Source organism: Mycobacterium sp., from assembly GCF_049280035.1.
Taxonomy (GTDB): domain Bacteria; phylum Actinomycetota; class Actinomycetes; order Mycobacteriales; family Mycobacteriaceae; genus Mycobacterium.
In genome coordinates, this window is sequence record NZ_JBAPPI010000222.1 from 1 (window position 1) to 12,287 (window position 12,287).

General features: G+C 63.9%; 14 protein-coding genes. 2 read left to right on the forward strand and 12 right to left on the reverse strand.

The genetic code is table 11. The features are described 5' to 3' along the window. Window positions 1-1,639: ABC transporter ATP-binding protein/permease (locus WAN71_RS07290; RefSeq protein WP_422224691.1), on the forward strand; the 1,639-nt coding region annotated here is incomplete at its 5' end. A gap of 26 nt (window positions 1,640-1,665) precedes the next feature. On the opposite strand, the gene WAN71_RS07295 is transcribed toward WAN71_RS07290, so the two are convergent. The 4 genes from WAN71_RS07295 to WAN71_RS07310 all read right to left on the reverse strand — a co-directional run bounded on the left by WAN71_RS07295 (window position 1,666) and on the right by WAN71_RS07310 (window position 4,561). Continuing rightward, window positions 1,666-3,114: an FAD-binding protein gene (locus WAN71_RS07295; protein ID WP_422224692.1), complete on the reverse strand. Its 1,449-nt coding sequence runs from the start codon at window positions 3,112-3,114 to the stop codon at window positions 1,666-1,668. Beyond that, window positions 3,111-3,251 (reverse strand): hypothetical protein, encoded by a 141-nt coding sequence (locus WAN71_RS07300; protein ID WP_422224693.1) that lies wholly within the window; start codon window positions 3,249-3,251, stop codon window positions 3,111-3,113. Before WAN71_RS07300 ends, WAN71_RS07295 begins: the two co-directional genes overlap by 4 nt. Continuing rightward, on the reverse strand, window positions 3,248-3,748 hold the full coding sequence (locus WAN71_RS07305; protein ID WP_422224694.1) for a VOC family protein: 501 nt from the start codon (window positions 3,746-3,748) through the stop codon (window positions 3,248-3,250). Before WAN71_RS07305 ends, WAN71_RS07300 begins: the two co-directional genes overlap by 4 nt. A 90-nt stretch (window positions 3,749-3,838) precedes the next feature. Continuing rightward, on the reverse strand, window positions 3,839-4,561 hold the full coding sequence (locus WAN71_RS07310; RefSeq protein WP_422224695.1) for a TetR/AcrR family transcriptional regulator: 723 nt from the start codon (window positions 4,559-4,561) through the stop codon (window positions 3,839-3,841). A 116-nt stretch (window positions 4,562-4,677) separates the two neighbouring features. On the opposite strand from WAN71_RS07310, the gene WAN71_RS07315 reads away from it, so the two are divergent. Then, window positions 4,678-5,124, forward strand: a complete 447-nt coding sequence (locus WAN71_RS07315) for a nitroreductase/quinone reductase family protein (RefSeq protein ID WP_422224696.1) — start codon at window positions 4,678-4,680, stop codon at window positions 5,122-5,124. Between the two features lie 4 nt (window positions 5,125-5,128). On the opposite strand, the gene WAN71_RS07320 is transcribed toward WAN71_RS07315, so the two are convergent. From WAN71_RS07320 to WAN71_RS07355, 8 genes are all read right to left on the reverse strand, one after another. Then, on the reverse strand, window positions 5,129-5,815 hold the full coding sequence (locus WAN71_RS07320) for a hypothetical protein (protein ID WP_422224697.1): 687 nt from the start codon (window positions 5,813-5,815) through the stop codon (window positions 5,129-5,131). A gap of 144 nt (window positions 5,816-5,959) precedes the next feature. Further along, window positions 5,960-6,550 (reverse strand): LysM peptidoglycan-binding domain-containing protein, encoded by a 591-nt coding sequence (locus tag WAN71_RS07325; RefSeq protein WP_422224698.1) that lies wholly within the window; start codon window positions 6,548-6,550, stop codon window positions 5,960-5,962. 138 nt (window positions 6,551-6,688) lie between these two features. Further along, window positions 6,689-7,633 carry a sterol desaturase family protein gene (locus tag WAN71_RS07330; RefSeq protein ID WP_422224699.1) on the reverse strand — a complete coding sequence of 315 codons (945 nt, stop codon included), beginning with the start codon at window positions 7,631-7,633 and terminating at the stop codon, window positions 6,689-6,691. Between the two features lie 49 nt (window positions 7,634-7,682). Continuing rightward, the gene (locus WAN71_RS07335; protein WP_422224700.1) at window positions 7,683-8,411 is read right to left on the reverse strand and encodes an MgtC/SapB family protein; all 729 of its coding nucleotides are present in this window, start codon (window positions 8,409-8,411) and stop codon (window positions 7,683-7,685) included. A 117-nt stretch (window positions 8,412-8,528) separates the two neighbouring features. After that, window positions 8,529-8,741 (reverse strand): hypothetical protein, encoded by a 213-nt coding sequence (locus WAN71_RS07340; RefSeq protein ID WP_422224701.1) that lies wholly within the window; start codon window positions 8,739-8,741, stop codon window positions 8,529-8,531. A gap of 59 nt (window positions 8,742-8,800) precedes the next feature. Next, complete coding sequence (locus WAN71_RS07345; protein WP_422224702.1) at window positions 8,801-10,483, reverse strand: NRAMP family divalent metal transporter; 1,683 nt, start codon at window positions 10,481-10,483, stop codon at window positions 8,801-8,803. After that, the gene (locus WAN71_RS07350; RefSeq protein ID WP_422224703.1) at window positions 10,480-11,826 is read right to left on the reverse strand and encodes a magnesium transporter MgtE N-terminal domain-containing protein; all 1,347 of its coding nucleotides are present in this window, start codon (window positions 11,824-11,826) and stop codon (window positions 10,480-10,482) included. The genes WAN71_RS07345 and WAN71_RS07350 overlap by 4 nt, the downstream gene beginning before the upstream one ends. A 94-nt stretch (window positions 11,827-11,920) precedes the next feature. After that, window positions 11,921-12,205 (reverse strand): WXG100 family type VII secretion target, encoded by a 285-nt coding sequence (locus WAN71_RS07355; protein WP_422224704.1) that lies wholly within the window; start codon window positions 12,203-12,205, stop codon window positions 11,921-11,923. Window positions 12,206-12,287: the final 82 nt, after the last annotated feature.

The window sequence follows — 12,287 nt, forward strand, 5'->3', positions numbered from 1 at the left end:
CCTGAGCTCGTCCGTCCAGACCGCGGTGCAGGCCATGGCCACCCACAATCGAGCCGTCAAACAGTCTGGCGTACACGGCTTTTGGATGTCGCTCCTGATCTTCAGCATCATGGCTGCGATCTACGTCGCCCGCTACATGCTCGACATCTACCTGACGCAGCGCTTCATTGTGGCCTGGCGGGTTTGGCTCACCGATCGGCTCACCGGCGACTGGCTCGAGGGCCGGGCTTACTATCGCGGCCGGTTCATCGACGGCACGATCGATAACCCCGACCAGCGTATCCAGCAGGACATCGACGTGTTGACCGCGGGGGTGGGAACCACGCCCAACGTGCCGTCCAACGGCACCGATAAAGTGCTGCTCTTCGGTGCCGTGCAAGCGGTGCTGTCGGTGATTTCGTTCACGGCCATCCTGTGGAACTTGTCAGGCACGCTGACGCTGTTCGGAGTCAGCATGCCCAGGGCAATGTTCTGGATCCTGATCATCTATGTATTGGTTGCGACAATGATCGCGTTTTGGCTCGGACGGCCGTTGATCGGACTCAGCTTCCGCAATGAGCTGACCAATGCCGCATTCCGCTATGCGTTGGTACGGGTGCGGGACGCCGCTGAGGCGGTGGGCTTCTACCGGGGCGAGCGTGCCGAACGTGTGCAGCTGAGCAGTCGATTCCGACCGATCATCGACAACTATCTGCTGTACGTGAACCGGACCGTCGGCTGGTTCGGATTCAACACCTCGATGAGTCAGTTGATCGTCCCGTTGCCATGGGTGCTCCAAGCGCCACGGTTGTTCGCAGGGCAGATCAAGTTCGGTGCGGTCACACAGACCGAAAGGGCGTTCAGCAACATCTGTGACGGCTTGTCCTTCTTCCGGAACTACTACGACCAATTCGCCAGCTATCGCGCGGCGATCATCCGATTGCACGGCCTCGTGGTCGCGGACGAGAAGGCCCGCGACCTCCCCGAACTGCTGGTCAGGCCGAGCGCCGACGGCGCCGTCGACATCGAGGGCGTGGAGGTGCGCACTCCGGACGGCGACCAGCTCATCGATACCCTCGATCTGCACCTGTCCGAAGGCGACGCGATGGTGATCACCGGTCCGTCGGGCAGCGGCAAGACGACGCTGCTGCGCAGCCTGGCCCAGTTGTGGCCATACGCGTCGGGGACGTTGCGCTGCCCCGATGGACCGAACCAGACGATGTTCCTCTCCCAGTTGCCCTATGTGCCACTGGGCGATCTGCGTGCGGTGGTGTGTTACCCAGCGCCAGGCAGTGAAATCCCCGACGATGTCCTCCGCGAGGTATTGCTCAAAGTGATGCTGCCGCATCTGGTCGACCTGCTCGACGAGGAACAGGATTGGGTCAAAGTGCTCTCACCCGGCGAGCAGCAGCGGGTCGCATTCGCTCGTGTGCTGTTGACCAAACCCAAAGCGGTGTTCGTCGACGAGGCGACATCGGCGATGGACGAAGGCCTGGAATTGACGATGTATCAATTGCTGCGCAACCAGTTACCGGACACCATCGTTGTCAGCGTGAGTCACCGCAGCACCGTCGAGCGGCATCACCAACAACGCCTCCAACTGCTTGGGGAAGGCCGATGGGAGCTCGGCCTCATCGAAGAGGAACCTGCGAGCGTCTGACGCGCCTACGCGCCGCCGGTCGGGGTCTAGCCCGCCGCGTGCGTTCCGGCGCGGCGGCCGAAGAACGATCCCTCGCCGAGCTGGGTACCGCTGGCGTAGCCCTTGCCGTCCTGGGCGATGTTGGATGCGCACGCGCCCACCGCGTACAGGCCGGCGACTGGTGTGCCGTCTTCGCGCAGCACCTGACCATCGACCGAGGTGGCCAGCCCGCCGACGGTGAACCCGGCATACATCGCCTTGCCCAGCGACAGGTCGTATGCACCCCACGGTCCGTTGTCTTGCGGTGCAAGGTAATCCGGTTGCTTATGGAAATCGGGATCCTCGCCGCGGGCGGCGTAGGTGTTGTAACGGTCCAGCGTCGCAACAAGATTGCCCTGCGGGATGTCCAGCGCGCCTTCCATCTCGGCAACGGTCTCCCAGCCGTCGATCAGCGGGATCAGCGGCACCTCCGGCGGCTTCAGATGCGCCTCGTCAACGATCAAAAACGCGGCGCTGTCGGGCTGTTCCATGACGAAACCCGATGTGCGCGAGTGGTAAGAGTCCTCGGCGACGAACCGCTGCCCGAGCTTGTTGACGATGATGCCGGTCAGCAGGATCGACGGCGGATATGCCGGCGCCGTGATGAAGATCTGGTCCATGTGCTGGGTCGCGCCGCCGGCTGAGACACCCATGCGGATGCCTAATCCGTCGTCGTAGGTGTTGCCCAGTACGAACGGCTTTTCCGCCAGTTTCGGGGTGTAGGTGGCCACCATCTCCGGATTCATCACGAACCCGCCGGCAGCGATGATCACCGACCTCGCTCTGATCGCGCCGGTGTCAGCGAACTGCTTCCACATCACGCCGGTGACCACTCCCGACTTGTCGGTGATCAACGCGGTGGCGCCGGTCTCGTACCGGATCTGCACGCCCAGGCTGGTCGCGCGTTTGAGCAGCAGGTCGACGACCATGCTGGCGCCGCCCGTGTCGCCCGGCACCGGTACCTTGTGCCCGCGCGGAGCCGGAACCGCAAGCTCGAGAAACGGCCAAACCTTCTCGTTGCCGGTGTACATCAGCCCCTCGGTATTGGGCTGGATCACCGCCTTTCCCGGAAAGTAACTGCGCTCGAACTGAAAACCCAAGTCCTCCAACCAATTGAAGTGCTCGACGCTGCCGTCGCAATAAGCGCGGATCTTCGCGTGGTCGGGGGCGCGGGACACCGCGACCAGATACTTGTACATCTGCTCAGGGGAGTCGGCGTGCCCGGTGGCCTGCTGCACCGCGGTCCCGCCGCCGAGGTAGAAGTGCCCTCCGGCCAGTGCGGTGGTGCCGCCGGCCGCCGCCGCGCGCTCCAGCACCAAAACCCGCGCCCCCGAAGCAGCTGCGCTGACCGCTGCGCAGCCGCCCCCGATACCGAAACCGATCACCACGACGTCGACTTCGTCCGACCACGACGACACGTCGTCAGCGCTGAAAGTTGCTGGTATTTCAGTGCTCATTGGCGCCGCTCCTCCTCATCGCTACGTCCCCCTCGCCGCTGCGCGGCTGGGGGTGCCCCCACTGCATCGTCGCCGGCCGGGATCTTGCGCCGCTCCTCAGCATCGCTTCGCTCTGCATCGTCGCCGACGCGGCTCACCGCTGCTCCTGCTTGATGTAGTCGAAGAACTGCCGCATCTCGGCAGAGAAATGCGCGACCTCCACGAACGGCACCCCGGCCTGCGGGGCAGCCAGGTAGGCGAACCGTAAACCGCCGGGCATGACGCCCTGCTGAACCACCGACGCGCCATGCTCGGCGGCGCCGGCCAAAGTGTCCGCGAATTGCTCGGGGCTCTCGGCCTCGACGCAGATGTGGTGTAGACCCGGCCCACTGTCTCGCAGGAAGTCACTATAGATATTAGGGCCGCGCACCGGTGCGATCAGCTCCAGCTGCATGTCCCCGAGATAGCTCAGTGAAATGCTGGCGACGAAGTCGGCCGGTCTGCCGAGGTAGCTGCAGGTGTCCGGAGCAAAGTGCACATCGGGTAACCGCACCCACTTTTTGACGCCTAACAGGCCGGTGAGGGCCGTTTCTGTGGCATCCAAGTCGTGAGTTACCCAGGCGATCTGTACCGGCGACCCGACGGAGAGGCTCATCGCCTCGCAGGATAGCCCAGCGTCTGCCCCGGCAGAAAGACGTTGCCACCACCAGCTGTTTGTGCCACCGCAACCATGGTTGAACGTGTTCTAATTCGGCGACGTTACCCGGTTGGGGGTCGCGCTGACGTCAGGCTGGGTCAGCACACCGACCAGCAGCCGAACCTGGGTGTCGAACACCGCCTCGGGGTCGGTCAGGGTGTCGGCGCCGTATTGCCCGAACACCTCCAGGCTGATCGCTCCTACCACGCCGGCCCATACCGCGAAACATTTGGCAATGACGGGATCGTCGCCGGGGAAGCCGAACTCTTGGCGGAGGCGTTCAAAGTCCGACGAAATCGGTTGTTGCGCTGGCCAATTGGTCAACATGATGTCGCCGGTCTCGATGCCGGCGGCGACGGCGTCGAACAAGGCGCTGACTACCCGCGTTCCGGGGCCGACGGTTCGCTCGGCCGGCGCGTGATAGCCGGGCACCGGGCTGCCGTACAGCAGCGCCCAGCTAGCCGGGTGGGCGGTGGCCCAATGGCGGGCGGCATGCGCGATCGCGATGACGTCGTCGCTCCACACGTCGGGCACTGCGTCGCGGGCGCGATCCACCGCGTCGGCGAGGTCGGAATAGGCGTCGACGAGCAACAACGTCAGCAACTCGTCGCGGCTCGACACATACCGGTACACGCCGGACGACACCATGCCCAGGTCGCGGGCGATGGCGCGCAGCGACAATCCGGCCGCGCCGTGTTCAACCAAATGGCGCCTGCCGAGCTCGACAATCTGCGCCTCGATGCGCTCGCGCGAGTCGCGCCGCTTGCCCACCGACCCATTTTGACACAAAAGAGATCGGTGCTCTTGATTTTCCGTGGCCGGTGTGTCATCGTGACACCTTGCGAGAGCACTGCTCTCCAGAGTCGAGTGCAAGGGAAGGACATGTCATGCCGGTGCGATACGACGAACCCGACCGAACGGCCCGGGCCGCCAACGCGCTAATCCGCTGGCTGGCCGAGATGGGCATCAGCATCGCCGGCACCAGGGCGCTTCAGGTGCGCGGCCGCAAGACGGGCAAAATCCGCTGCGTGGTGGTCAATGTGCTCAAGGTGGACGGCGTCGACTATCTGGTATCCCCGCGCGGTAACACCCAGTGGGTCCGCAATGTCCGAGCAGCCGGCGTCGTGGACGCGGGGCCACGCTGGCGTCGTCGCCACCTGCGCGCCACCGAGGTGGCCGACGCGGCGAAGCCGGACCTGCTGAAGCGATACGTGGACAAGTGGTATTGGGAAGTCAAAGGCCACATTGCGGGGTTGACGCCCGACTCCGGCGATGACGAATTACGGTCTGCCGCACCGTCAATCCCCGTTTTCGCGCTGGCAAATCCCAGCTGAGTTTCTACGCGGCCGGACCGCCGGGCCTGTTGGACACTCCCACATCGTCGCGCACCTGCTGCGAGGTGGCCTGCCAGGACACCGCCGCCGGCAAATTGCCCCACACGCTGTTCAACATCCCGACGATCAGGGCCTGCCCGGCGGGACTGATGATGTAGACCGGTCCACCGGAATCGCCTTTCTGGCTGATGGCGCCGTTGCCCATGGTGAACCAGCCGTTGTTCACCGCGTCGACTGTTCCGCAGGTTTCGCCGGTGACGACGCCGAAATGGCAAACGGGCTCACCGGGCGTCACGACAAGGCCGGGGTCCGATTGCAGTGTGCGTCCACCGGGCAGAATGTTGTTCGCTATGACGGCGCTGGTCAGCACAATCGACTCGTAGTCGTTGATCTGCTGGTCGGTGCCCACAATTGCGCCGTTGGGCGTGTTGTCCCGGAACGTCGCCAGATTGCCGATGACGTTGTTGTCCTTGTCGGTCACCGGTCCATCGCCCCGGCAATGTCCGGCGGTGAACGCCACCCGCAGACCCGGGTCGACGTAACCCAACGTGCATAGATGGCCGCCCTGGTGGATCTCCATCCCGGGGAAGACCAGCACTGGGTCGGCCGTGGCCACCGGCGCGGGAAAACAGGCAGCCACCATCGCGGCGGTAACCGACGCGACGAACGCGCGGGCTGCCGGACGGCGCACCGTCGACTCCGATCCGTCGAGGGCCGGCGCGGCGCCGGCCGGCTTTCAGGTTACCGACCCAAAACGTCTTGCGGTAATGCCGGAGAGCCGATCGGTTGGGAGCGCGCCGGCCCCGATCCGGGCTCGGCGCGCTCCCCATCGCGATCAGGGAATCGTCAGCACCTGTCCGGGCTGAATCAGATCAGGGTTGGAGATGCCGCTGGCATCGGCGATGATCTGGTACTTGCTGCCGTCGCCGTAGAACCGCTCGGAGATGTCCCACAACGTGTCGCCGGATTCGACGGTGTAAGTCCGTGCGGCGGGTTCCGGTTCGGGTTCGGGCTCGTGCACCGAGGCGGCCTCCTCCGCGGCGGGCGCGGCCTCAGCTGCCGGGGCGGCTTCTGGTTCCGGCGGCGGCGGAGCATCGGTCTCGGTTTTCGTCGACCACGCCGCTCCGTCGGCGGCGTACAGGACTAGATTGCGGTCGTCCTGCAGGACAAGCCTGACGTTCTTCTTGCCTTTGGTGTCGGTGTGCCACACCGGCTTGTCGGCGGTGTAGACGACGAAGTTCCCGTCGCTCTGGACCTCGGCGCGGACCACGTCCTCGCCGTCGGTCCCCGCCGCCCAAACCGCGTGGCCGCGCGATGCCAGCACCAGGTTCCCGTCGTCTTGCAACGTCAGGGTGTAGGCCCCGTTACCTGAGGTCAGCGATTCACCCTTGACAAGTTTTTGTCCTCCGGTGAGTGTGTCTCCCACTGCATTTCCTCCTCATCATCGCGGGCCCCGGCCGATGCGGGGCGTCATACCACTGTACGACCAGGCGGAGCTTACTGATCTTGGCTTTACGATGGGGCTGTTCGGCTCGCCGTAATAAAAACGATTGATGAACGACCGCTAACCGCGGACGGCTACCTCGGATCGAATGGCCGACCGCGGCTGCCAGCCCGGGGGGCCGAAGATGTAGCCCAGCCGGTCGCGCAGGCGCGTCGCCGACCGGAAATCGCGAGCGATAGCTAGATATTCGTGAGTCTGCAGCTTCCAGACATTGAACGTATCAACCTGTTTGGTCAGCCCGTAGTGCGGACGGAACGTCTCTTGCCGGAAGCTGCCGAACAGCCGGTCCCAAAGGATGAAAATGCCGCCGTAGTTCTTGTCGAGATACTCGGGGTCCATCCCGTGGTGTACCCGGTGATGTGACGGCGTGTTGAAAACGAATTCGAACGGCGCCCACATTCTGCCGATCCGCTCGGTGTGCACCCAGAACTGGTAGATCAGGTTGACTGAGAAACTGACAAAAACCATCCAGGGCGGAATACCCAACAGCGGCAACGGGATCCACATTAGAATCTCGCCGCTGTTGTTCCACTTCTGGCGCAGCGCGGTGGCGAAATTGAAGTATTGGCTGGAGTGGTGAGCCTGGTGGGTAGCCCAAATCAGCCGAACCCGGTGCGCGATGCGGTGGTAGCTGTAATACAGCAGATCCACGCCGACGATCGCGATAACCCATGTGTACCAACGCGTCGCGGATAGGTGCCATGGGGCCAGGTATGCGTAGATCGCGGCGTAGCCGAGCAGCGCAATGAATTTCCAGCCCGCCGTGGTGGCCACTGACACCAGCCCCATCCTGATGCTTGCCCAGGAATCGGCGGTCAGGTAGGCGCCGGACCCCGGCCGGGCGGAACTAGCGGATTGCGCGTTGACTTCCCGCTCAATATGTTCCAGTTTGCGGGCGGCGGTCCACTCCAGAATCAGCAGCAAGAGGAAAAACGGAATCGCGAACAGCACCGGGTCCCGCATCTGCTCGGGCAGCACGGACAAGAAATCCGCGATCGCGTTCACATTTCACACCCTACGACGTTGCTGACCTGTGCTTGGAAACTGACCAAGACTAGTTTGCCTGCGGCGCGCGGGGCATCGGGTCGTCCTGGTCGCCGGCATACCAGTGCACGGCCTGAACGCCCGGCTGCAAAGACAGGTCCGCGACGAGCTGCTCCAGGCGGGCCGGCGCATGCCTGCCGCTGAGCAGGTACGCGGTCAAGGCGACGCTGTCCTCGCCAGCACGCCCGGTGTGGATACCGCGCAGCACGAAGTCGCCGCCGCTGGTGTGTTGGACTATCTGGGCGCGCGCGTATTTTTCTTGCTTGGGTCGACAGATCACCTGCAGTTGGTACGGCTGGTCATCCTCGTCCTCTTCGACCACGTTGTCGCGATCGATCAGGCGGCCCAGTGGCCGCCCCAGCAGGTGAATCCCGAGGATGGTGCCGGTGGCGATCAGGGCGAACAGGAAATGTCCGCCGGCTGCGAGCACACCGACCGCGGCTGAGCACCATAAGGTTGCGGCGGTGTTGAGTCCGTGGACGTTGAATCCCTCGCGCAGGATCACGCCACCGCCGAGGAAGCCGACCCCCGACACCACATACGACGCCACCCTGGTGGGGCTGCTGTCGTTGGTAACAACCGCATAGAGCACGAACAACGTCGCACCCGTGGCCACCAGCGCGTTGGTGCGTAGTCCCGCTCTCCGCGCCTGCCACTGCCGCTCGATCCCGATGAGGGCACCGCAGCCGGCCCCGACGCCCAGACGCAGCAGGAACTCAGCGATGCTCAGCGTCTGCATGACGGGTTCTCCTTTCTTCTGCGCAGGGCTGAGTATCAGTGTGGCCGACTTCGGCGAGATTGGCGCCGTCTCGACGACAGCACCCCGCGCCAGCCACGGTCGACTGGCGGCCCCGCCTCAGCGCGCGACTGACAACACGGACCGCCTGATGGCGGCGTCCTTGACTCGGTGTGTCACCATCTCCCAGGCCGACGGCGAATAGCACGTCGTGACTTCCTCGAATCCGTCGACCCGAGAAATCGTGATGACGCCGGTGTCGTGGTTGATCGACAGGTGGTCACCCTCGGTTTCGTGGACTTCCCGTCCGTTAAGGAGCCGAATTATGAACATGATCGTTTCTCCTCTCTCACTTTCTCATTGCATCCGATCGACTCAGCGGTCTAACGATGTTAGGCGCTACCGAGTTGAATGGCCTTGACCACTAGCAGGATCGCCCCGAGGACGAGATAGCCGCGCAAAGCCAGCATGCCTAGGCGGGTTCCGACCGACCAGGTGACCGGCTCCAGCAAGGTCAACGGTGGCATCCGCCACGTGGTCCGGTCGGCCTCGGCCAACACATCGGAGAGCTGTTCGGGCATCCGTGATTTCGACCGCCGACGGCCAGACCACCGTAGTACCCCGAAAGCGACTGCGCCGCAAACGCCGAAGCCAAGGACGAGGTTGGTGACGATCGCGACGATGTCGCGGTCGGGGAACACCGTTGTCGCCATCAATATCCCGGACAACAGCAATAACGCGCCGACAATCATGCTGGCTACCACGTTCAGCCACCGCCGGTTAACCCACGGGCCCAGGACTTGCCGGTCGTTGCACAACAGCACCAGAAAGACGGTCGCGCTGGGCAGCAGCAATCCGGCCAGGGCTTGCACGCCGGTGGTGATCAGCCCCAACGGCGCGCCGGGGATCAGCACGATGGCCGCCGCGATCACGACCATCCCGGTGTAGGAAAAATAGAACGGCTTGGCGTCAGCGAATCCGCGATGCAGCGAGTGCTTGAGCCCGAATACATCCCCGAACGCGTAGCTGCTGGACAGGGTCACCGCAGCCGCGCCGATGATCGAGGCGTCGAGCAACACGATCGCAAAGATCGAGCCGAGGAGGTGATTGTGTTGGCCGAGCAGGTGTGCGAGCACTCCCGCGTCGACGAAATTGCCTCGGCTGTGGGTGGCGCGAGCGGCCCAATCGCCGGTCATCACCAACGCGGCCGCTCCGGCAACGACGACGAAGGCGCCTATGGTGGTGTCGGCTCGCTCGTAGCCGATAAAGCGTGGCGTGATGCGCTTGTCGACGATGTTGGACTGCTGGAAGAACAGCTGCCACGGGGCGACCGTGGTGCCGACCATGGCAATGATCAACAGCACAGCGTCCGACGTGACCCCACCCGACACACCTGGAATGACAAAGGATTTCGCCGCGTGGCCCAGGTCCGGGTGAGACATCAACAGCATCGGAATCTGTATCAGCGTGATCGCAATGAACACCAACATCGCGCGTTCCCAGCGCCGGAAGCTGCCGGTGGCCATGATGGCGATCAGCGCAACTGCCGCGAACGGGACCACTATGTATCTGGGGATGCCGATGTAGTCGGCCGCCAGGGTGACGCCGATGAATTCGGTGACGAGGGTAAGGAAGTTCAACAGGAACAGGTCACCGACGGAGAACCAGCCCCAGCCGCGGCCGAACCGTTCGTTGATCAGCCGCGCGTGTCCTACCCCGGTGACCGCACCGAGCCTCACCACCATCTCCTGATTGACAATCAGCACCGGGATCAACAGCAGCAGCACCCACAGCAGGCTGTAGCCGTAGTTCTGTCCGGCCTGCGTGTAGGTCGCGACACCGCCAGCGTCGTTGTCGCCCACCATCACAATCAAGCCAGGCCCGACGATCGCCAGCAGGGTTAGCAGCCGCACCTTAAGGGTGCGTGGACGAGCGTTGTCGCCGATGCTGATGCGCCCCAGCGCACCTTCGATGTCACCGACGTGCGCGCTGTCCAGCACCGCGGTGCGGGGCGCGGCGGTGCGGGGCGCCGCCGGTGGTGCGACGTCGATGACGTCGCGGTCCAGAGTGGTCATGACCCGTTACCTCCGTCGTTGCTGCTTGCCATCGGATCGTCAGTCGCGGAACTCGGTTCTCGCACAGGACGTGGGCCACGTTCTCGTCGACGCCAGTCGTCGGGAATGGTGGCCTTGAGCACGTCGTCGACCGTGACGACACCCAGCACGCGATCCCCATCGTTGACGACCGGGACGGCGTGCAGGTTGTAGTCGGCCATCAGTACCGCGATATCGGCCAGTTCTGCGTCGGGGCCAACCTGGATTGGATTCGAATCCATCAGTGTTGCAACCACATCCGCGGGATATGTCTGCAACAACGCAGTCACTGGCACCACGCCCGCGAGCTGTCCTTGTTCGTTGAGCACGTGCATCTGCAGCAGCGCCCCCGGCTCTACGCCCTGGGCGGTGGCAATGAGCGCGAGCGCCTCTCCCGCTGTGGCCCAAATTCTGCAGCAGACGATGTCGACATTCATCAATCCGCCCGCGCTGTCGGGATTGAAACCCAAAAGAGTGATCACCTTGGTGCGTTGCGGTGCAGGCATCAACTCAAGAACCCGGCGTCGGCGGGACTGACGGAGATCCATGATCGCGTCAGCGGCGTCGTCGGCGCGCATCCGGCTGAGCAAGGCCGCGACGTCGCCGTCGGGCATATCGTCGAGCAGCCGACTGGCCTTGTCCTGTTCGAGCTCCTCGAAAACGTCTGCTTCCAGGTCGGGGAAGCTGCGCACGCGGTCCAGAATTTCGCCTCCCTCGGTCTCGTTAGCCTCTTCGAGGAGGTCGGCGATCTGCGCGGGCTTGAGCGCCGCAACTCGCCCGAAAACGCGACGCACGGCAATCGATTGACCATGTCCGATCAACGGTTCAAACGCCTTCCAATCGCGGGAAGCCTGGCCACCGGGTGTTTTCAGCAGTCCGAACAGACGGGGCGGCCGCCGGGTATCCAGTCGCGCCAACACCCAGCCCTCTCCGCTGTCTTCGAGTTCAACGTCGTAGGCGCGGACCAACTCGCCCCCAGTCACGTCGATCAGCCGATACCCGAGGACGTCAGACCGCAATAACACCTCACCGTGGCGGCGCTCGAACCGCCGCGGGTCAATCTCGTTGTGCACCAGGATTACCCGGTCTGGATCGAATCGCCGAATTGATCCGCGGCCGACGAATACCCGCCGGCCGCCGACGACCGCCACGATGCCAGTGACCAGTGGGTAGGTCTCCGCACTGCGCAGTCGCACGATGATGTCGTCAACCCGGCCTACTGCTTCGCCGGATGGCGTCACCACGGGGGCGCGTAACAGCTGAGACAGGTGAATCGACGGCGGACGGGTACCGACGTCTTGGCGCCTGGTGGCCGGCTGGCTCATGGCTATCCCTTCCCAATACTTGTTGCGTGTCAGTGGTTGGTGGTGGTGGGGATCGCGCTTGTGCAGCAATATGCCTGCAGCGCAAGCTGTTTGGTTAGGCCCAGCTCGAGCCGACGGCGCTGTCGGTGGAGTTCATGTTGTTGCCCGCCGTCTGCACCTTTTGGCCGTGGGCGTTGGCTTGTTGGTAGATGACCTGGAAGTTGCGGCCCAGTTGGGTGATGAACTCCTGGCAGGCCACCGAAACGGAACCGCCCCAGAAGTCACCGGCGGCCAGCACATCGCGCACGATGGACTGGTGCTCGGCCTCCAACGACGCGGCCTGAGCCCGGATCAACGCGCCGTGGGCGTCCACGTCGCCGAACTGGTAATTAATCGACATGAGCGTGTTCTCCTAAAAGACTTGTGCGGGTGGGGACTAGCTGGACAGGATCTGCTGAGAGGCCTGCTCTTGGGTCTCGTAG